Annotated in this window: 17 protein-coding genes; all 17 read right to left on the reverse strand. The window is 68.5% G+C overall.

Annotation, left to right across the window (positions count from 1 at the left end):
- Positions 1 to 518, reverse strand: a 518-nt coding sequence (locus tag RT309_RS05785) for a LacI family DNA-binding transcriptional regulator (RefSeq protein WP_313355927.1), incomplete at its 3' end; no start/stop codon positions are given.
- 151 nt (positions 519 to 669) lie between these two features.
- Complete coding sequence (locus RT309_RS05790; protein WP_313355928.1) at positions 670 to 1,707, reverse strand: ABC transporter permease subunit; 1,038 nt, start codon at positions 1,705 to 1,707, stop codon at positions 670 to 672.
- Positions 1,704 to 2,774, reverse strand: coding sequence for an ABC transporter permease (locus tag RT309_RS05795; RefSeq protein WP_313355929.1), 1,071 nt, complete (start codon positions 2,772 to 2,774; stop codon positions 1,704 to 1,706). The genes RT309_RS05790 and RT309_RS05795 overlap by 4 nt, the downstream gene beginning before the upstream one ends.
- The gene (locus RT309_RS05800; protein ID WP_313355930.1) at positions 2,771 to 4,378 is read right to left on the reverse strand and encodes a sugar ABC transporter ATP-binding protein; all 1,608 of its coding nucleotides are present in this window, start codon (positions 4,376 to 4,378) and stop codon (positions 2,771 to 2,773) included. Before RT309_RS05800 ends, RT309_RS05795 begins: the two co-directional genes overlap by 4 nt.
- A gap of 64 nt (positions 4,379 to 4,442) precedes the next feature.
- A complete protein-coding gene (locus RT309_RS05805; RefSeq protein ID WP_313355931.1) occupies positions 4,443 to 5,444 on the reverse strand; it encodes a substrate-binding domain-containing protein in 1,002 nt (333 codons plus the stop codon).
- 179 nt (positions 5,445 to 5,623) lie between these two features.
- Positions 5,624 to 7,153, reverse strand: a complete 1,530-nt coding sequence (locus RT309_RS05810; protein WP_313355932.1) for a sugar ABC transporter ATP-binding protein — start codon at positions 7,151 to 7,153, stop codon at positions 5,624 to 5,626.
- Positions 7,153 to 8,172, reverse strand: a complete 1,020-nt coding sequence (locus RT309_RS05815) for a LacI family DNA-binding transcriptional regulator (protein WP_313355933.1) — start codon at positions 8,170 to 8,172, stop codon at positions 7,153 to 7,155. The genes RT309_RS05810 and RT309_RS05815 overlap by 1 nt, the downstream gene beginning before the upstream one ends.
- A gap of 76 nt (positions 8,173 to 8,248) precedes the next feature.
- Positions 8,249 to 9,274, reverse strand: a complete 1,026-nt coding sequence (locus RT309_RS05820) for a LacI family DNA-binding transcriptional regulator (protein ID WP_313355934.1) — start codon at positions 9,272 to 9,274, stop codon at positions 8,249 to 8,251.
- Positions 9,275 to 9,387: 113 nt separating this feature from the next.
- Complete coding sequence (locus RT309_RS05825) at positions 9,388 to 9,609, reverse strand: hypothetical protein (protein WP_313355935.1); 222 nt, start codon at positions 9,607 to 9,609, stop codon at positions 9,388 to 9,390.
- Entirely contained in the window at positions 9,606 to 10,676 is a 1,071-nt protein-coding gene (locus tag RT309_RS05830; protein WP_313355936.1) for a hypothetical protein, read from the reverse strand. Before RT309_RS05830 ends, RT309_RS05825 begins: the two co-directional genes overlap by 4 nt.
- 24 nt (positions 10,677 to 10,700) lie before the next feature.
- The gene (locus tag RT309_RS05835; protein WP_313355937.1) at positions 10,701 to 11,330 is read right to left on the reverse strand and encodes a hypothetical protein; all 630 of its coding nucleotides are present in this window, start codon (positions 11,328 to 11,330) and stop codon (positions 10,701 to 10,703) included.
- A 403-nt stretch (positions 11,331 to 11,733) separates the two neighbouring features.
- Positions 11,734 to 14,649 (reverse strand): family 43 glycosylhydrolase, encoded by a 2,916-nt coding sequence (locus RT309_RS05840; RefSeq protein ID WP_313355938.1) that lies wholly within the window; start codon positions 14,647 to 14,649, stop codon positions 11,734 to 11,736.
- A gap of 107 nt (positions 14,650 to 14,756) precedes the next feature.
- Entirely contained in the window at positions 14,757 to 17,216 is a 2,460-nt protein-coding gene (locus RT309_RS05845) for a family 43 glycosylhydrolase (RefSeq protein WP_313355939.1), read from the reverse strand.
- Positions 17,217 to 17,507: 291 nt separating this feature from the next.
- Positions 17,508 to 18,767, reverse strand: a complete 1,260-nt coding sequence (locus RT309_RS05850; protein ID WP_313355940.1) for an FAD-binding protein — start codon at positions 18,765 to 18,767, stop codon at positions 17,508 to 17,510.
- Positions 18,768 to 18,832: 65 nt separating this feature from the next.
- The gene (locus RT309_RS05855; RefSeq protein ID WP_313355941.1) at positions 18,833 to 19,819 is read right to left on the reverse strand and encodes an arabinan endo-1,5-alpha-L-arabinosidase; all 987 of its coding nucleotides are present in this window, start codon (positions 19,817 to 19,819) and stop codon (positions 18,833 to 18,835) included.
- A complete protein-coding gene (locus RT309_RS05860) occupies positions 19,816 to 21,315 on the reverse strand; it encodes an alpha-N-arabinofuranosidase (RefSeq protein WP_313355942.1) in 1,500 nt (499 codons plus the stop codon). Before RT309_RS05860 ends, RT309_RS05855 begins: the two co-directional genes overlap by 4 nt.
- Positions 21,312 to 21,586: hypothetical protein (locus RT309_RS05865; protein ID WP_313355943.1), on the reverse strand; the 275-nt coding region annotated here is incomplete at its 5' end. The genes RT309_RS05865 and RT309_RS05860, both read right to left, overlap by 4 nt.

The raw sequence follows: 21,586 nt of genomic DNA on the forward strand, positions 1-21,586 counted from the left end.
GCGCCGGCCGCCTGGTCGACCGAGAGCCCTCGCATGCCTCGCCCCGAGGCGTGCAGCGTGACGATCGGCACGCCGATCTGCAGGGCATCCAGCGCGTCCTGCGTCCGCGCGTGCGGGGCGACGACGACGATGCCCTCGACGCCCTGCGACACGAGGTGCTGCACCGCGGCGACCACCGCGGCCGCGTCACCGGCATCCGCGAAGGCCGCACTGACCCAGTACCCGGCACCGCGAGCCCTCGCCTCGATCGCCGCCAGGCTGCGTGACGGGCCGTACTGCAGCGCGTCGGATGCCAGCACGCCGAGTGTGCGCGAGCGCCGGGTGCCGAGTGCCCTGGCCGCATTGTTGACGCGATAGCCGAGCTCGGCCATCGCGGCGAGCACGCGCTCGCGGGTGTCTGCGGCGACCTCCGGATGCTCGTTGAGCACCCGCGACACCGTCTGGCGGGAGACACCGGCACGAGCGGCGACCTCGCGGACGCCGACCGGCCGCCTGCCCATCGCATCCACGTCGCTCACCGTCCCGAGTGTACGGCTCGGCCGGCGAACTCCTCCCCCGAACGGATGTCGGCACGGTGGACGGATGCCGGCGCGGATCTCCCGATTCTGCCGACAACCGTCCGTTGCGCCGACATCCGCCCCAGAGGGCGGCCCTCGCGGCTCAGATCTCTCATTCCTTCTTGCGGATCACCGCGCGCTGCAGCAGGACGAAGACGAGCAGGATGCCGCCGGTGATGATCGTGGTCATCTCGGGCGGGATGCCGCCGTCGCGGGTGATCAGCACGGTCATCAGTCCGAGCACGAGCGCACCGACCACCGAGCCGAGCACGTATCCGTACGCGCCGGTGAGCACCGTGCCGCCGATGACGGCTGCGGCGATCGCGTCGAGCTCCCACCCGATGCCGGTGATGTTCTGAGCCGTGCCCAGGCGCGCCGTGTAGAGCACGGCAGCGACGCCGGCGAGCGTGCCGCTGATCACGTACACCAGAACCTTGCTGCGGTGCACGGGCAGGCCCATCAGCAGCGCGGAGCTCTCGGATCCTCCGATCGCGTACACGGTGCGACCGGTCCGGGTGCGGTGCAGCACGAAGAACGCGGCGGCGACCACGACGACGGCGACGATCACCGCAGGCGTGATGGTGAGGTCGTTGACCTTCGGTCCGTCGATGACCTTGATCTTCTCGCCGATCCAGCGGATCGGGGAGTCCTCGGCGAGGCGCTGAGGCTTCGTGCTCAGCAGGGAGGCCAGGCCGCGGCCGAGGAACATCATCGCGAGCGTCGCGATGAACGGCTGCACGTTGAAGTACCTGATGAGCAGTCCCGAGCACAGCCCGAATGCCGAGCCCATGGCGATCATGGCCACCACCACGAGCAGCGGATGCCACCCGGCACCGGCGAGCATGACGCCGGCGACCGACGAGAACGCGATGATCGACCCGACCGACAGGTCGATGCCGCCGGTGAGGATCACGAAGGTCAGCGCGACGGCCAGCACGATCAGGTGCGCGTTGTTGATGAGCAGGTTCGACAGGGTGCTCGCCTGCACGATGCGCCCGTAGGCGATCTCGCCGTAGACGATCATGGCGACGAAGATGACGACCGAGGCGACGGTCGGCAGAATCGACGGGTTCGCGGTGATCGTGCGACCCACACGCGCGGCGAGGCTCGCGCGGGAGGGCGCTTCGGGTGTCGCGGTCATGGTGGTCATGCCGCCACCTCCTTCATCTCGGACGTCTCGGCACTCGCGGTGGGAGCCGAGGTGCGGCGGCGCCGGAACCAGGCGCGCACGCGCTCGGACTGCAGCAGGCAGATGACGATGATCACCGTCGCCTTGAAGGCGGGGGTCGCCGACGACGAGACCCCGAGGAACAGCACCGTCTTGTCGAGGGTGGCGATGAGCAGGGCGCCGACGAACGCGCCCGAGAGCGAGAACTTCCCGCCCATCAGGGATGCCCCGCCGATGACGACGGCGAGGATCGCGTCGAGCTCGAGCTGATAGCCGGTGCGCGAGATGTCGACGGTCATCACGCTGCCCACCGACATCACGCCGGCGATGCCGGCGAGGACGCCGCTGAGGATGTACGCGGTCAGCAGCAGGCCCTTCGGCTTGATGCCCGCCATGCGGCTGGCTCGCGGGTTGATGCCGATCGCCTCGATCATCAGTCCCAGGGCGCTGCGGCGCACCACCCAGGCGACGGCGATCACGATCGCGACGGCGAGCAGGAACACGACGGGGATGCCGACGACGTAGCCGTTGGCGATCCAGCGGTAGGTGTCGTTGCTGGCCGCGGTGTTCTGGCCGCCGGTGATGACCTTCGCGATTCCGCGCCCGGCGAGCATCAGCACGAGTGTGGCGATGAACGGCTGCAGCCCGACGTAGGCGACGAGCACGCCGTTCACGGCACCCAGCAGCGCGGTGATCGCCAGCGACAGCCCGACCGCCGCCAGGGCGGAGCCGGCCGAGGTGCCGTCGGTGCTGCGCAGGAACTCCATCGACACGGCCCCGGCGACCGCCATGAGCGAGCCGACCGACAGGTCGATGCCCGCCGTGGCGATCACGAGCGACATGCCGATGGCGATCATCATGATCGGCGCGGCCTGGCGCAGGATGTCGATCACGTTGCCCACGAGGTGGCCGTTGTTCGGGTTGACGGTCAGGGCGAGATAGCCGGGATCCTTCAGCACGTTCAGCAGCAGCAGCGCGACGATCGCGATGATGCCCCAGAAGAACGGCTTGTGGATCAGGTCTCGCCAGACGGTGGTCGCGTTCTTCATCGCGCCCCCTCCTCTGCGGTCGATGCGGGGATACTGTCGGGCAGGGTGCCCTCGGCCTCGTCGAGTGTGGCAGCCGCGACGTCGGTTCCGTGCGCGGCGATGACGTCCACGATCTGCTGGGCGTTGACCTCGGGGCCGTTCTGGATCTCCCCAATCTTCTCGTGATCCTTCAGCACGACGATGCGCTCGGAGAGGCGGACGACCTCCTCCAGCTCCGACGAGACGAACACGACCGCCACCCCGTCCTCCGCGAGAGCGGCGACGGCCTCCTGGATCTCGGCTTTCGCGCCCACGTCGATTCCGCGGGTCGGCTCGTCGAGGATCAGCAGCTCTGGCTTGGTGGCGAGCCACCGCCCGAGCAGCACCTTCTGCTGGTTGCCGCCGGAGAGATTCTTGATCATGCGGTTCGGATCTGCGGGACGCACGTTCAGCTCGGCGATGTACTTCTCGACGATGGCATCCTGCTCCTTCCGCGGCAGCGGTCGAGCCCACCCGCGCTCGGCCTGCACGGCCAGGATGATGTTCTCGCGCACGGTGAGGTCGCCGATGATTCCCTCGTCGCGCCGGTTCTCGGTCGAGAACGCGATGCGCGCGTCGAGTCCGTCCGCGGGCGAGCGGAGCTCGATGTCGCGACCGTGCAGCTGGATGGCGCCCTGGTCGGCCCGGTCGGCGCCGTAGAGCAGGCGGGCGAGTTCGGTGCGACCCGAGCCGAGCAGGCCGGCGAAGCCGACCACCTCACCGGGGCGGATGTCGAGGTCGGTCGGCTCGACGGAGCCGCGGCGGGCGATGCCGGATGCCGACAGCAGCGGCTTCTCGTCGGCATGGCGCGCTTCGGTGCGGCGGTTGCCGCCGAGCGATGTGAGCGCGTCGAGGTCCTTGCCGATCATCTTCGAGATCAGCGCGTGGCGGTTCAGGTCGCGCGTGAGGTACTCGCCCTCGTACCGTCCGTTGCGCAGCACCGTGAGGCGGTCGCTGATGGCGTAGATCTGGTCGAGGAAGTGCGACACGAAGAGGATCGCGACTCCCTGATCGCGCAGCGTGCGCATCACGGTGAACAGGCCCTCGACCTCGGCCGCGTCGAGGCTGGAGGTCGGCTCGTCGAGGATGAGCACCTTGGCCTTGACCGCCATCGCACGACTGATCGCGACGAGCTGCTGCACGGCGATCGAGAGGGTGGAGAGCGGCTTGTGGGTGTCGAGGTGCGACAGTCCCAGCCTGCCGAGCGCCTCGGTGGCCGCGCGATGCGTCGCGCGCCAGTCCACTCCGAACGGCCCGCGGATCTCGTGGCCGAGCATGACGTTCTCGCCGATGCTGAGGTTGGGCGCCAGGTTCACCTCCTGGTACACCGTCGAGATCCCCGCGCTCTGCGCGTCGCCGGTGCCGCTGAACTGCCGTTCCTGGCCTGCGACCACGATCGAGCCGGAGTCGATCCGGTAGACGCCGGTGAGCGCCTTGATGAGGGTGGACTTGCCCGCGCCGTTCTCGCCCATCAGGGCGTGCACCTCGCCGGGGAAGAGCCGGAACTCGACGTCGTCCAGGGCTTTCACACCCGGGAACTCGATCGAGATGCCGCGCATCTGCACGATGGGCAGTTCTTCGGTCATCGCTGTCTCTCAGTCTGTGGTGACGGATGCCGGGTGGCGCGCTGCGCGCCACCCGGCTCTCCGATCAGTACTTGCGGTCGGCGAGCACGGCCTTGGCCGCGTCGGCCGAGTCGAAGGCCTCGCTGGGGACGATGATGTACGAGTCCACGTCCTCGCCGTCGAGTGCCTTCTTCACGACGTCCAGAGCGGTCTCGCCGAAGAGCGGGTTGTACTCGTGCACGTAGCTGAGCTTTCCGTCTGCGAGCGCCTGGATGGCGTTCTTGGTGCCGTCGATCGTGGCGATCTTGATGTCCTGGCCGACGACGAGGCCCGCCTCTTCCGCGGCCTGCGCGGCGCCGAGGCCCATCTCGTCGTTCTGCGCGAAGACGAACTGGATGTCGTTGCCGTTGGCCTTGAGCATCGTCTCGAGCACGCTCTTGCCCTCTTCGGTCGACCAGTTCGCGGTCTGCGCGTCGACCTTGTTCAGCGCGGAGTCGCCGAGGCCCGCTTCGAAGCCCTCGTTGCGCTCGTTGACCACGCCGACACCGGCCGGACCCTCGAGCACGACGTAGTTGCCGCCGTCGGGGAAGGCCGAGGCAGCCCACTCGCCTACCTCCTTGGCGACCTCGATGTTGTCGGGCGCGATGCGCGTGACGTAGAGGCTGTCGTCCTCGGGCTCGATGCCGCGGTCGAGCAGGATGACCGGGATCTCGGCCTCCTGCGCGAGCTTCAGGGAGTCCTCCCAGCCCGTGGCCTCGGTGGCCGAGAGCAGGATGACGTCGACGCCCTGGTCGACGAACGCCGTGAAGCTGTCGATCTGCGACTTCTGGTCGAGGTTGGCGGCGGGCGCGTAGCTGAGCTTGTAGCCCGCATCCTCGGTGAACGTGTCCTTGATGTTCTGCTCGTTCGCCTGACGCCAGCCGCCCTCGGGGCCGACCGCCACGAAGCCGACCTCGACGAGCTCGCCGGATGCGCCGCCGTCGGACGTGCCGTTCTCGTCGGCGCCGCCGCAGGCGGTCAGGCCGAGCGCGAGCGCACCGACGGCCGCAAAGCCGAGTACCGCGCGGATGTGCTTCTTTGCAGACATAGTTCTCCTCCTTGAGAGACCGGGGCGCTGCCCGGGGTGGACCTGGCCGGTCCGGGTGTGATCAACAAGACGACGTGGTGCGCCGTGCCGTTCATGTTACCGGGAACATTTTTTGGAACACAAGCGTCGGCCTCAAAGTTGATCTGCTTCGTGATCAATTCGTTGTTACCGGACACACCTCACGCGTCGTGCGTATGCACCTCGGCGGCGATCATCTCCACGATGCTGTCGACCGTGACGCCGGGGCCATTGCTGACCTCCCCGAGCTTCTCGCGGTCCTTGAGCACCACGATGCGGTCGCTCAGGCGAACGACCTCCTCCAACTCGGCCGAGATGAACACCACGCCGACACCGTCGCCTGCGAGCTGGCTCACGCGGCGCTGGATGTCGAGCTTGGCGGCGATGTCGATGCCGCGGGTCGGCTCGTCGAGGATCAGCACATGCGGCCTGGTGGCGAGCGCCCGCGCCAGCAGCAGCTTCTGCTGAGTCCCGCCTGAGAGGAGCTTCGCCGGGCGCGACAGGTCAGACGGGTCGAGGTGAAGGGTCTCCACGTACGTGTCGGCGAGGGCCTCGGTCTCGGCGGGCGACAGTGGCCGGGCCCAGCCGCGCATCGCCTGCAACGACAGCACGATGTTGTCTCGGGCGGTCAGGTCACCGATGATTCCATCGACCCGCCGGTTCTCTGGCGACACCGCGATCCGGCGGCGCAGCGCCGACGATGGGCTGCGCAGCTGCACGCGATCGCCGTTGACGCTCGTCTGACCGCTGTCCGCCCGCAGCGAGCCGCTCAGCAGCGAGGCGAGCTCCGTGCGGCCGGATCCTCGCAGGCCGGCGAGACCCACGATCTCGCCTCGGTGCACCTCGACGTTCATCGGGTCGAGCTCGCCTCTGCGGCCGATGCCGGTCGCTCGCAGCGCCGGCTCGCCGTCGGCGGCGTAGTGATGCGCCTTGCGTTCTGATCCCAGTGCCCGCAACGCCTTGAGGTCTTTGCCGAGCATCTGCGAGATGAGGTCGGCCCGCTCGAGTTCGCGGGTCGGGGTCTCCGCCACCCGCGAGCCGCCGCGCAGCACCGTCATCCGGTCGCTGATGGCGAACGCCTGCTCGAGGAAGTGCGAGACGAACAGAATCGCCACGCCGCGATCACGGAGACCGCGGATCACCCGCATGAGCGTCTCGACCTCGGCTTGATCCAGGCTCGATGTCGGCTCGTCGAGCACGAGGATGCGGGGGTCGTCGACGACCGAACGCGCGAGTGCGACGAGCTGCTTCTGCGCGGGCGACAGCAGCGCCATCGGCGTGCGTGGCTCCATCTCGTCGAGCCCGAGCCGGGCGAGCGCGTCGGCGGCGTCCGCTCGCGTGCGACGCCAGTCGATGCCGAGCCGTCCCCGACGCTCGCGGCCGAGCATGACGTTCTCGGCGACGCTCATGGTCGGACCGAGCTGTGCCTCCTGGAACACCGTGGCTACGCCGGCGGCCCGGGCGTCCGCCACGCCTGAGAAGCGACGCTCCTCCCCGGCCACGACGACCGTGCCCGCCACCGGCGTGATCGTGCCGGTGAGCACGCCGATCAGCGTCGATTTGCCGGCGCCGTTCTCACCCATCAGCGCGTGCACCTCACCGGGGAACAGCCGGAAGTCGACGTCGTCGAGAGCGACGACGTCGGGGAACTCCACCCGGATGCCGGTGAGCTCGACCACGGGCTCCGCCATCAGCGCACCACCCTCGGGGCGGCGCTGGACTCGCGGGCGACGAGTTCGGTGGGGATGCGGGTGAGCTGCGGCAGCTCGCGCTCCTCGAGAGCCGCCCGCAGCATCTCGACGACGGCGGCGCCGAGCGAGGCGAAGTCCTGGCGCACGGTTGTGAGCGGCGGCAGGAAGTGCCGAGCGAGCGGAACATCGTCGAATCCCACCACGCTGAGATCCTTCGGCACCTCGAAGCCCTGATCGTGCAGGCCGTGGACCAGGCCGATGGCCATGTCGTCATTCGCGACGAACACGGCCGTGTAGTCGGGCAGACGCGTCAGCCCTTTGGCGAAGTCGTAGGCGAAGTCCGCCGTCCAGTCGCCGACGACGATCGGCCGCTCGCGGATCCCCCACGATTTCGCCCGGGCGTGGAAAGCGCGTTCGCGAGCACGGGCGTCGAGCCAGTCGAGCGGCCCCGCGACGTGCAGGATGTCGCGATGGCCGAGAGCGACGAGGTGGTCGACCACGAGCGAGGTTCCGGCGTGCTGGTCGATCGACACGGTCAGGAAGGTGGGATCGGCGTCCGCCTTCACCACGAGCAGCGGCACATTCAACGAGATGCGTCGCAGCGCCGCGACCGATGACGAACGGGGCGCGATGACGCACAGTGCGTCGACGCCCTGGGTGACGAGGTTGTCGACCGCATCCTGCGGCGTCATCGTGTCACCGTCGTGCAGCGCGACCGCCGTGACCGAATAGTCCGAGCTGCGAGCCGCCATCTCGACCGCACGGAGAATGCTGCTCGGCCCGAACGACACGACGCTCTCGATGATGACACCGATGCGCTGGGTGCGTTGCGTAGCGAGCGCTCTGGCGACCAGGTTGGGCCGGTAATCGAGCTCTTCGATAGCCTGCAGGACGCGCCGTCGGGTGTCGGGCTTGATGTTGGGGTGATCGTTCAGCACCCGCGACACGGTCATGTGTGAGACGCCCGCGAGGTCCGCAACCTGCCGGATCCCGCGTTTGTCGGAACCGACACTGGGCATTCGCACCTCCGTCGGTCTCGTCCCCGGACGATGTTACCGAGCACAGATAGCCCTGGCAATCGCGAGGGCGCCCCGATCAGGAGCGGGGCGGAGCCGTCGAGGCGCGCAGCTTCAGCACGGGCTGGATCAGCTCGCGTGCCTCGGTCTCCGCCCCTTCGATCGCGGCGAGCAGCTCGCCGATCACCACCCTGCCGAGCAGAGCGAAGTCCTGACGAACCGTCGTGAGTGGCGGGAGGTAGTGCCTGGCATCCGGCGCATCGTCGAAGCCGACGACGCTGACGTCGTCAGGCACACGGATGCCTCGTTCGGCGAACCCGTGCATCAATCCGAGTGCCATCTGGTCGTTGGCGACGAACACTGCCGTCGCGTCGCCCAGCTCGAGTGTCTGCCCGAATGCGTAGCCTGAATCCGACGACCAGTCGCCGATCATCGGCTCGACGATGGGCAGCCCAGCCTCAGCCAGTGCCGCACGCCACGCCTCCGTGCGCGCCTTCGCGTCGAACCAGTCAGGCGGCCCGGCGACATGCAGGATGCTGCGGTGCCCCAATTCGATCAGATGCCGAACGGCCGCCGCCGCGCCTGCGCGCTGATCGACGGACACCGAGTGCATCTGCTCGTCGGGCTCCTCCTTGACGACCAGTGTCGGCAGCCCGACCGACTGCTGCCGGAGCAGGTCGAGCGACGACGCACGCGGAGCGATCACGCACAGTGCGTCGACGCCCTGGGCGGTGAGCTCCGCCACCCCGGTATCCACCCGGCGATCCTCGTCGTCGCCAACCGAGAAGCTGCTGACGGCGTAGCCGCTCTCTCTCGCGGCGACCTCGATGGCCCGCAGCACGCTGTTCGGTCCGAAGAAGCCAGGGTTGTCGATGATGGCGCCGATTCGCATCGTTCGGTTTGTCGCGAGAGCGCGCGCGATCGAGCTGCGGGTGAAGCTCATCTCATCGATCGCCTTCATCACCCTGTCCCGCGTGGAGGCGCGGATATTCGGATGTCCGTTGAGCACCCTCGAGACGGTCATGTGCGAGACACCCGCGCGATCGGCGACGTCGTAGATGCTCGGCTTGCGCGACCCGCCCGCAGATGGGGACTCGCCGGCCATGGATCCCCCTCGCCTCGCCGCCCTGAACGGTACAACGATATGCGATCGGGGGCTCCTCTCCGGATCTCACCGCGAGCTCGGTGCGCGATGACGCTGCTGCGGCCGGCGCTTCGTCAGGAGGAGCGTCGAGATCGGATCCTGAGCATGGCCGCGCTGCTCAGGATCAGCATCACTGCAGCTGCCATGAGCAGCGCGGGAAGCTCGCCCCCCGTGACGGCGAGACCATCACCTGGCGGAGCGGTGGGCACGGCCGTGATGTTCACGTGGATATGCACGCCTCCGGCGTCTCCCACTGCCGGGTCATGATCAGGGATCAGGTTCAGTGCGAACGTCATCTGGTCACTTTCTCTCGGCGCGCTTCGTCAAGGGCCTCTTGGCGGCCGCGCTCGTGGGCCTGCGAGATGAGGTGGTCTGTGCGTCGGCGAGCGCGGATGCGATTCCAGGCCAACGCGAGCACGATCAGCGCGATGCCGACGACCAGCAGCAGCTGTGGCCAGGGCATCGCCCAGATGACGAGGGATGCGACCGCGACGTCGACCGCGAGCTCGTCGCCAGCGAGTGATGAGGCGACCGGCGCGACCATCAGGTCGCCGGTGAGCAGGAACAGCGGCCACACGTCGTCGACCTCGAGGGTGAACGATCGGCGCTCCCCGGGCAGCAGCACTTGAGCGCGCTCGCCGTCGGCGGGGAACGCAATCGTCCGATTCGCGATCTGCAGCTGGCCTGCCGCATCCATCCGGACGTTGCCCGTGTTCTCGACATCGAATGAGACGGTCACCGACCCGGGCAGGAACGGGCTGGGATCGACGTGGTGATCGGCGCGCACGTCCTGCACCGCGAACGCGGGCACGACCTCGCCTGCGACGCGCGTGATCACCTTGACCCCAACGCGGCTCTCGACTCCGACACCGTTCGCCTTCGCACCCTCGGACTTCACCGAGAGGACGGATGCTGCGACCCCAGCCGCGTGGTCACCCGGCTCGGCGTCATCGGGAACGGTGATCGTGAACGGCACGACGGCCGATTCACCGGCCCCGATCTCGACGTCTTCGGGGAGGGTGATCCACGAGCCGGCATCGACCGACTCCTGGTCGGATCGCAGCATGTCGAAGCGGCCTGCGTCGGTGTAGTAGCCGTCGGCCGCCGAGAGCGAGAACACGACATCGCCCGCACCGAGGTTGCGGACCACGACATGCTCCTGAAGGCTCTCACCGGGGTCGAGTTCGTGCTGGATCGAGACCCGGCCGTCTTCGCCGGTCTCGTCGGCCGGTGACACCGACCACGACACCGCATCCTTCGGCGAGCCCTCGGCAGCGCCCGCCGCGGGCATCGCGAGCAGACCGAGCGCTGCCGCGAGGGCGGCGGCGCACAGCGCGAGCGGGACGGAGCGGGGAGTGGTCATGGTGTCACCGGCAGAGAGGAGGGATCAGAACGCGTCTTCGAAGAGCGACAGCGTCAGCGTCGACGTGTAGGCGCCCGGCGCGACGTCGGTCGTGGTCTTGAGCACGAGCTCCGCGTTCGCAGTCCACTGACCGGAGGTGGCCTGCGCCTCGTCGGAGTCCAGCGCGAGCGCGAGCAGCTCCTGGTCGACGAGGCCGACGCCGTTCGCGCCGCCGTCGATCGAGGTGCCGACCGTGTCGCCCTCGGTGACCTCGCCGTCGTTCGGCGTGAGGACCTTCGGGGCCCAGCCGAGGTGGTCTGCCGTGATGTCCGGCTGACCGGCCGCCCCCTCGAACGCACTCGCCTGACCGGTCACGTACCAGTACACGCCGGCCGGGACGTCCTCGCGCGTGTCGGTGACGGTGACGTTCGGCAGCGCGCCCGAGAACTGGCGGTAGGTCGCCGTGGTGCCACCTTCGGTCAGGGTGGTCTCGGTGCCGGCGACCGTGAGGCTCAGCGCGCCGTTCTCGGTCGGGGCGATGTCGACCTTGACGTCGACGTCGCCGGTGCCGTCGGCATCGGGGTACTGCGCGAAGGCACCGGTGCCGACGCCGGCGAGCAGCAGTCCGCCCAGGATTCCGACCGCGCAGCGTGCGGCGTTGCCCTTGTTCATCATTTGCTTTCTCCAGTTCCTCGGCCGGCGGGTACCGCGCCGAATCGACGATCAGCCGGTCGGCTGTCGAGTTCGCATCTCGGGCATCGGGCAGGAACTGCGTGGGCGCCCTTGCCCAGCGCGCTCCCCCAAACGGAGCGCAGTGGTGACACCGGTCTGTTACCGGTAACCAGGAACCTAGCACAGCGCTCGATCCTTGCACCAGCGCCAAGATCTCAATCCGTCACGTTTCGATCAAAGCCTGTATTTCCGCCAATGTGGCCGGTAACATTCCCAAGGCCCCACCCGCGGCCATCCAAGGGTTCCGCGCCTGGGCGCGGACGACGTCAGTGACGACAAGGACAGTAGTGAACGCGACGCGGGCGCCTTCAGAGGGGAAGGCGCCCGCGTGACTCATAGCGCAGAGCTAGCCGCAGCTCTTCGCCGGGTAGGGGGTGGATGCGGAGTAGTCGAGTTCACCGGCTGAGCCGGTCACCTGCGCCTGCCCCGCGGCGAGCGATGCGGTGCGCGTCGCGAACGCCGCGGACGTGGTCGCCCCGCCGGCGAGCGAGACCTTCTTCTCACCGAACGCCGTGGTCACCGTGACATCGGCTGCCGCAGCATCGGCGTTCTTCACCGAGACCACCAGCTGCGCCTTGCCCGCGACGCAGCGCGACGACGCCGTCACATCCAGGTCGAGCACCGCCGCGGGCGCCCGAAGGGTGCCGAGGCGGGCGAGCTCATAGCTGAGGGTCCGCTCGGGGGCGTCGATCTGGTTCTGGGTTCCGACTGTCGCCGACGTCGTCGCCTGAGCCTGCGCGAGCGCATCACGCATGCTCGCCCATGCCTCGGACGGGTACTCGTCAGCCCGCAGAGTCGCCGCGTGCGCGATCGCCGCATCGAGCGCGCTCTTGTCGAGCGGCCGGTTCTGGGCGCTCAGCGTGCTGCTCAGCAGGAAGTGGTCGACATCGACATGTCCGCCGGTCTGCTGCGTGGCATAGGAGAACAGGCCGATGCGATGACCCATGAAGTGCGTGAGCCCGCCGTCGAGGCTGAGCGGCCCCACCGGGTCACCCAGCTTCGTCCACGTGAGGCCGTCGAGGCTGTACGAGAACGTCGTGTAGAGCCTGCCCGCCGAACTCGCGAAATCGAGGTCCGCCTTCAGGTGCACCTCCTTCGCGTCACCCACGGCGGCCGTGCGACCGGGAAGGAAGCTCTCGACGGCGGCCTGGTCGAAGGTCGTCGCGAAGGGCTGGCCGCGGTGAACGACTCCGACCGTGTTGACGCCGTCGACGCGCTTGACGGCGACGTACGAGAAGTCGCGGTTGAAGGCCGCGAGACCGGCCACATCGCCGTTCTTCATGCCCGAGACGTCGAGCTTGGTCTCGGCCGACTCGCGCGGCCCGAACGTGCGCTGCGAAAGCATGTTGCGCGCCTCTTCGAGCCACGCCAGCTCACCGCCGTTGCGGTGCGTGTAGGCGCCGGTGACCACCTTGCCGTTGGTCAGGCGCAGCCACCCGTTGCGATCGGTCAGCGACCAGTATCGGTTGTCAGGCGCGTGGTTCCACTGCCAGGTCTCGTCGAGGTTCGAGCCGTTCGGCGCGATCTCCGCGGCGTTCGGCCTGTCGATCGTGACCGGACGACCCACGAGCGAGGCGTCGTCGACGGAGAAGTCCATCAGATGCTCCTTCGGCGATGCCGCCGGGTTGGCGGTCCACGGTGTCTCGACGAAGATGCGCACATCATTCAGCGACTGGCTCTTCGGCACCGTGAACGAGCCGCTCACCTTGCCCCACTGACCGCGCGTGATCGACGTGCCGCTGGTGAGGTTGGTGAACGTGGTCGACGCGCCGCCGTACCGGGCCGTGATGTAGAACGGCTTCGTGGCCGGGCTCGCCGGGTCGTCGTAGCGCACCCATGCCGACACGTCGTAGCTCACGCCGTGCTGCAGCTTGCCGGTGATGACCTGAGCCGGGCCGGAGCCCGTCGTCGATCGGGCGGTGACCGCGATGGCCGACGTGCCGGAGTGGGCGGTCGTCGTGCTCGACAGCGTGGCCGTGTCGTTCACGATCCAGCCGCTCGTGCCGGCCTCGGCGCCGGGGTTGCTGAGCAGCTCGACGCCGATGAGCGAGTCGTCGAGCTGCGGCGCCTCGGGGATCGTCCAGCTCTGGTCCTGATAGGCGCGGTGAGGCGCGTCGTTGCGAAAATCGTCGGATGCGACGATGCTCTTCTGCCGTTCGAAGCGCTCCTGCTCGGGCGAGAGGCGGATCGGCTTCGCGAAAGATCCGCTCACCGCGACCGCGCCGTTGTCGCCGAAGGTCGGCCAGCCGTCGCTCCACTTTGCGGGGATGAGCGCCGGAATGCGACCGATGGGGAACGTGTCGCGGAAGAAGAATCCGTGCCAGGTCTCCTTTCCGGCGTCGTCCTTCACCGGCACCAGGCTGCCCTGAGCGAACCCGTTCGAGTTCAGCACACCACGCGACTCGTACGGTGCCGGCGTCGTGGCGAGGCGTCCGAGCAGCTCCTTCGAGCGGAACATCGCCACCTGACGGCCGCTCGCCGGCCAGGTGATCATCACCACGTAGTAGTAGCCGTCGATGTAGAAGATCTGGGCGCCCTCGAACAGGCCGCTGCTGCCGACGTACGGCTCGCTCGCATAGTCGGCGCGCGGGATGATGTTGGCGTAGTCCTGCTCGATCGCCGTCAGGGTGGAGTTCAGACGCGCCGCGTTGACGCCGCCGTAGATGATGTACGGCGTGCCGCCGTCGGCATCGTCGAAGAACAGCGACGGGTCGTGCAGGCTGCGCCCGAGGGGTGTGCGCTCCCACGCTCCGTTCTCGATGTCGTCGGTGCGGTAGATGAAGGCTCCACCGAGATTCAGCGAGTTGACCAGCACGTAGTACGTGCCGCCGTGGTACCGCAGCGACGACGCCCACTGTCCCTGACCATACGAGTTGGCGCCATTGCGCAGCGAGGCGGAGTCGCTGATGTCGATGCGGTCGTAGACGTAGTTGACGATCTCCCAGTTCACGAGGTCGTACGACTTCATGATCGGGGCACCGGGGCTGAGCTGCATGGTCGTGCTGATCATGTAGTAGACGTCGCGGCCTTCGGAGTTCTCAGACGCCGGCACCCGCTCGACGCTGACGTCAGGCACATCGGCGTTGAGGCCCGGCACCGAGTAGGTGCCGTCGCCCGCATCTGTGGATGTGTACGAGGACGCCGGATCCCATCCGGATGCGGCCTGCGCCGCGCCCTGGGGTACCAGCATCCCCATCGTCGCCAGCAGACTGGCGGTGGCCAGCGCGACGAGCTTCGGCGCGGCCTTGTTGAAAGTGGTCATCTCTCTCCTTGCGATGAGATCGGATCGAACTGCGGAGACGGAAAGGTCGGCGGATGCCCGGTGGGCACCCGCCGGCCGTCTTTCACTGCACTCGGCGACTGAGGCTGCTAGCCGCAGCTCTTCGCCGGGTAGGGGGTGGATGCGGAGTAGTCGAGTTCACCGGCTGAGCCGGTCACCTGCGCCTGCCCCGCGGCGAGCGATGCGGTGCGCGTCGCGAACGCCGCGGACGTGGTCGCCCCGCCGGCGAGCGAGACCTTCTTCTCACCGAACGCCGTGGTCACCGTGACATCGGCTGCCGCAGCATCGGCGTTCTTCACCGAGACCACCAGCTGCGCCTTGCCCGCGACGCAGCGCGACGACGCCGTCACATCCAGGTCGAGCACCGCCGCGGGGGCTGCGGTGAAGGCCCAGTTGTCGACTTCGACGAGGTCAGTGTCGGCGGCTGCACCTTCGGGCGCGGCGAATACGAAGAACACATCGTGCTTTCCGGTCGCTCCGGTCACGTCGGCCTGGACGGTCGTCCAGGCTCCCGCAGCGCCGTCGACGGGGACGGTGGCGACCACCGGTCCGTCGACGTTGTCGAGGCGCACCTGGATGCTGCCACCGGCGACGAGCGGCTTCACGCGTGCCGAGACGCTCTTGGCACCGGCGCCGAAGTCGACGCCGGCGATTCCGGCGAAGTCACCGTCGTCGATGCTCGAGAGCACCATGTTGCCCCCGCCGTTGTGCTCGGGAAACTCGACCGAGGCGGCTTCCGTCTTCGTGGTCTTCACACCGAGCTGCCACGCGAGCGTCTCGGCCTCGAAGGTGCGGTAGGGGTTGAACGCCTCGACCTGCTTCACGCCGGCACGGGTTCCGACGACCGGCTTGATGGTGCCGTCCGCGTTGAACTCGAGCTTGTCGATGTGCACCGAGCGGTAGCCCTGCGTCGAACCCGGCGTGCCGAGCGCGGCCGCCCATGCGGCTCCGCGGGTCTGAGCGTGGTACGTGAAGTACGTCTCGCCCTTGAAGGTGAACATGTCGGAGTGGTTGTTGCCGCCATTGCCCGCCCCGAAGAACGTCGCCTGGTTCAGGAACGCCTCACCCGCGTACTTCGACGCCGGCAGGTCCATCGGGTCGTCGGTCATCATGTAGGCGATCGCGCCGGTCTTCGGGTACTTGCCCGGCTCCTCCTTGACCTGGAAGTTCGATGAGTACGAGTAGTAGTACTTGCCATCGCGCTTGAACATGCTGGATGCCTCGAACATGCCGGGGCCGTCGATCTCGACGGGGTCGCCGTCGAGGGTGACCATGTCGTCCTTCAGCTTGACCACACGGGTCGACTTCGGGTTCTGCGGGCCCTGCACGTTCGGCGCGGTGCCGATCTGCGAGTTGCCGCCGAAGTACAGGTATGCCTGACCGTCGTCGTCGATGAAGACCTCGGGGTCGAACAGCCACATGCCCGCGGGGAAGCCGCCCGAGGCGATGTAGTCGCGGTCGACGGTGTCGGGGATGATCTTCTTGCCGAGCGGATCGGTCCATGGTCCGAGCGGCGACCCTCCGACGACGACGGCGGTTCCGGTGCCGCTGTCGCAGAAGTACAGGTAGACCTTGCCGTCCTTCTCGATCGCGGCGGGTGCCCAGGAATTGCGCGCCCAGGGAGCGGCGCCTCCCTCGCGAGCGATCGGCACTGCGCCGTGATCGACCCAGTTCACCATGTCGCTGGTCGACATGACGTTCAGGCGCGTGATCGCACCGTAGCCGTTCGACTGCGTGGGCAGGCCGTTGGCGTCCTTGCTGTTCGCCTCGTACTGCTGGGTGTCATCGGTCGAGTAGATGTAGAGCCGGCCGTTGTAGACGAGGTGGTGGGGGTCGGCTCCGAACTTGTGACCGACCAGCGGGTTGTGGTCGGTGAGCGGCTTCGCCTGCACCTTCTCGAGGCTGGTGAAGGCGGGCTGCGCCGGGGCGTCGGCGATCTTCACCAGCGAGATCTCGTCGACGGCGAAGTCCTGCAGGGCGTTCGATCCCCACGGCGTCTCGACGAAGAACCAATTGGCCGCAGCGTGTGTGGCCTCGGCGGTGAACTGCTGCGTGAAGGTACCCCACTCGCCCTTGGTGAAGGTGGTGCCGTAGTCGGCGCAGCCGTTGAAGTTGGTCGGACAGAACGTGAAGTTGAACCGCTGCGTCGCTGCGCCGTCGGTGTACTTCAGCTTTCCGGTCATGCGGTAGGTGGCACCGGTCTGCAGTCTGCCCGTGACGTCGGCGAACGGGCCGGACTGCGTGTTCTGACGCTGCGAGATCGCGAGCGCATGCGTACCGCTGGCGGCGTCGTCGGTCAGTGCCAGGGTGCCGCCGCGGGTTGTGGTCCACCCGGTCATGCTGTCGGCGAAGCGACCGTCGGGCAGCAGGTTGCCTGGCATCGGAGGCACCTCGGCGGTGGCAGCCATCGGCACCGCGAGCGGTGCCGCCACAGCGGCCTGGCTCACGGCGGCCGCCGAGGAGGCGACCAGCGCCGTCACCCCGACCAGCGCGGCGATGCGCCGTGTCGACCGGCGCCGGCGGCGCAAGACGTTGTCATATCTACTCACGTGTACGAGCTCCTTCTGATGCTTCAGCCGTTCGAGAGCGCGCTCGAGCGCAGGCGCACTCGAGCAGCGGTATCGAAGATGCCGCGAGTGCACGCCGACGACGGCGGTATGGGACGATCGGCCCCGTCCGGGGCCCGCGGCGACGCCGCGCTCAGCTGGGCCGCGCCACCGGGTTCGGTGGGGTGAGTGTCTCCTCCTCGAGATACGACGGACGCCACGGCATACGTTCAGCTGTTCGGATGTTACCGGTATCAGAACGACGAGCACAAGAGGCCCGTCAGCTGTGTCTTCTCAGAGGCCGAGCAGCTCCAGGCGCCGGTTCACGAGTCGTCGCTCCGGGTCGTACGACGCGGCGAGCGCCGCGAAGTCGTCCCAGCGCGGGAAGCGCGCGCGGACCTCGGCCGCGTCGAGGGTCGAGATCTTGCCCCAGTGCGGCCGCGCCGAACGCGGCAGAGCGGCCTCGAGCGTCGGCAGCAGCGCCCGCACCGCGGACTCGTCGGGTCGCCACGTGAAGTGGATGCCGACGGCATCCGTCTCGAACGACGAGCTCAACCACAACTCGTCGGCTCGCACCGTGCGGATCTCGTTCACGAGCAGCAGCGGCGCGATGCGCGACGCCAGCCCGCGAACTGCCTCGATCGCATCGATCGCATCGTGACGCGGCACGAGGTACTCGCTCTGCAGCTCGACGCCGGCTGACGGGGTGAACGCGAGCCGGAAGTGCGGCAGCCGCTCGAACCACTCCCCCGCAACACCGCCCTGCTCGCTGCACGCCCGCGGATCGGCGCCGAGGATCGGGTGACGCTTGCCCGCGGCAGGCACCGCCCCGAGCGATGCGGCGACGGCCGCGCGCTGGTCGACGCGGTCGTCGGGCTGACGCTGCTTCACCCACAGCTGATCGGCGGCGTCGGTGCGCTGCCAGGTCGAGAAGATGCTCACGCTGGTGCCGGCGCCCGTGACCGCGTCGAGGTCGGCGAGGATCGCGTCCCAGTTCGGCCCCTCGTAGACGTGCTGCGCGACGGCGTACGTGGGCTCCACGTCGAGCGTGAGGTCGATCACGGCGCCGAGCGCACCGAGCGAGACGACGGCGCCGTCGAAGTCGCGGTCACCGCGGCGCAGTTCGTGCACCTCGCCGTCGGCGCTCACGATCGTGAGCGCCCGCACCGCGGTCGCGAGCGAACCGGAGCGGTCGCCCGATCCGTGCGTGCCGGTGGCCACAGCGCCGGCGATCGAGATGTGCGGCAGCGAGGCGAGGTTGGCGAGCGCGAGACCGGAGGCTTCCAGCTGAGGCGCGAGGTCGCCGTAGCGCAGTGCGCCGCTGACGCGCACAGCGTCACGCGCGTCGCTGACCTCGACGACACGCGGCATCCGGTCGAGCGCGATGAGCACTCCATCGGTGTCGGCGATGTCGTTGAACGAGTGCCTGGTGCCCAGCATCCGCACCCGCTCGCTCGAGGCGAGCGCCGTGCGCACCTCGTCGATCGATCCGGGATGAACGAGCCCAGCCGCCCCGTAGACGACGTTCCCTGCCCAATTGCGCTCGGTGCTCATGCCGTCATGATCCCACGGTGGCGGCATCGGGCCGGCCGCGGCGTGACGCCCGGATGCCCGCCCGCTCACCAGCTCGCCCTCGGCCAGCCGTCCTGCCACTGCAGGGGCAGCAGGCCGAGCGTGGGGACGCCGTCGGCCGCACCGTCGTAGTAGTGGAACGCCAGCGTGTCGCCGAACACCGACTGTCCGCCCGGCCCGATGCGATCGGCGCCGTCGCCGGAGAGCACGACCGTGCCGCCGTCGTCGAGCAGCGAGGTCCCGTCGGCATCCAGGTAGGGGCCAGCGACGTCCTTCGACCGCCCGACGACGATCTCGTACGTGCTGTCCACTCCCCGGCAGCAGAATCCGCGCGAGACGAACAGGTAGAACCAGCCGTCGCGCGCGACGATGTACGGCGCCTCGATCGCGTTCTCGACGAGACCGCGATCGGCGAGGCGAAGCGGCGCGGCGGAGTCCGCGCGCAGGCCGCTGGGCCACTCGAGTTCGACCATCCGGATGCCCGATGAGAACGACCCGAACGACATCCACGGTGTGCCGTCCGCGTCTTCGACGATGCCGGCGTCGATCGCGTTGAAGTCGGTTCCCTCCGACGCGATGACCTCACCGCGGTCGACCCACTCGAAGTCGGGATCGTCGGGGTCGAGGGTCGTGTTCGTCGCCAGGGCGATGACCGAGTCGCCGCTGCCGAACGTCGACACCGAGTAGTAGAGGTACCAGGTGCCGTCGTGCTGGTAGAGCTCGGGCGCCCAGAGGTTGTCGACACCGGGCACCGCGTCGTCGAGCCACGCCGGCTTCTCGTCCCACACCTCGCCCGCATACTCCCAGTCGACGCCGTCGTCGGAACGGCGGATCTGGATGTTCCCGTCGGCGATCTGACCGTTGCCCGTCGAGTAGACGAAGCGATCGTCGCCGACCTGCACGTAGGCCGGGTCGTGCACGAACACGTCGCCGGTCAGCACGGGTGCGACGGCGCTCGCCGGCGCGCACCCGGCGAGCGCCGCCGCTGCGATCAGAGCAGCGGCGGCGCCGACCGGGCGCAGGTTCCGGGTCACGACAGCGACAGCGCCGACCACGAGACCGGCGGCAGGGTGACGGTGAGCACGCCGTCGCGGATCACCGCGCCCTCGAGGACCTTCAGCCCGACCCGGTCCTGCTCGGCGAGCGTGTTCTTCGCGTACACGTCGTCGTCCCACAGCGTGACGGCCTCGTCGATGGTCGTGATGCCCAGCCCGTCCACGGCGATGCTCACCTCGATCGACTCGGTCTGGCTGCGGTTGACGAGGAACACGGCCGCGGAGCCCTCATCGACGGTGACCACCGAGTCGACCAGGGGCGCCTGACCGTAGACGGCGGTGTCGTAGGTCCCGACCTCGATGCGAGGCGCGATCACCTCGCCCTTCGCCAGACGCGACGTGATCGAGAAGGGGAAGAAGGTGGTCTGCCGCCACGCGTCGCCGCCCGGCTCGGTCATGATCGGGGCGATCACGTTCACGAGCTGCGCGAGCGAGGCCGACGCGACGCGGTCGTGGTTCTTCAGCAGCGTGATCAGCAGGTTGCCGAGCACCACGGCATCCGCCACCGAGTAGACGTCCTCCAGCTGGCGCGGCGCGTAGCGCCACTCGTCGTTCACCTCGTCCGACTCCCGGTGCTCATCGAGGTACCAGATGTTCCACTCGTCGAACGAGAGCTTGATCTTCTTGCTCGACTTCAGCTTGTGCCCCACGTGATCGGCGGTGGCGACGACTGTCTCGATGAAGTACTGCATGTCGATGGACGACGCGAGGTACGAGGCGAGGTCACCGCCGCGCTCCTGGTAGTACGCGTGGCACGAGATGAAGTCGACGTGCTCGTAGGTGTGCTCGAGCACCGTGCGCTCCCAGTCGCCGAAGGTCGGCATGCCGGAACCCGATGACCCGCACACCACCAGCTCGAGCGTGCGGTCGGCCGCCTTCATCGCCTGGGCGGTGCGGGCCGCGATCTTGCCGTAGTCGTCGGCTGTCATGTAACCGGTCTGCCAGGGGCCGTCCATCTCGTTGCCCAGGCACCACATGCGGATGTCGTGCGGTTCGACGGTGCCGTTGGCGATGCGCTGATCGCTGAGCGCCGTGCCCGACGGGTGGTTGCAGTACTCCAGCAGGTCGAGCGCCGCCTCGATGCCGCGCGTGCCCAGGTTGACGGCCATCATCAGCTCGGAGCCGGTGAGCTTGAGCCAGCGCGAGAACTCGTCGACGCCGACCTGGTTGGTCTCGAGCGAGTGCCAGGCGAGATCACGACGCACCGGCCGCTTGTCGCGCGGTCCGACCGAGTCCTCCCACCGGAAGCCGGAGACGAAGTTGCCGCCGGGGTAGCGGATGGTGGTCGAGCCGAGCTCGCGCACCAGGTCGACGACGTCGAGACGGAAGCCGTCCTCGTTCGCGGTGGGGTGGCCGGGCTCGTAGATGCCGTCGTAGACGCAGCGGCCGAGGTGCTCGACGAACGAGCCGAAGATGCGCCGATCGATCGGAGCGACGACCGCGGTCCGGTCGATGGAGATGCGTGCCTTGGTCACAGGATGTCCTTGTCTGGGTTGGGGGTGGCGGAGTCGAGGGTCGGCTGCGCGGGGCCGATCGGAAGCCGGGCGAGACGGCGGTCGATCAGGCGCACGGCGACAGCGAGAGGAAGGGAGATGCCGACCAGCGGGATCGTCACGGGGAACACCCCGGCGATGACGGCCATGGCGAGCAGAGCGATGAGCACGCCCAGGCCCGTCGCGGGGGCGGAGAGCGCGACGGCGACGGCGGCGCGCAGCACCGCGGAGGGCCGGTCGCCGTGCCGGGCGA

The organism is Microbacterium sp., from assembly GCF_032084865.1.
Taxonomy (GTDB): Bacteria; Actinomycetota; Actinomycetes; order Actinomycetales; family Microbacteriaceae; genus Microbacterium.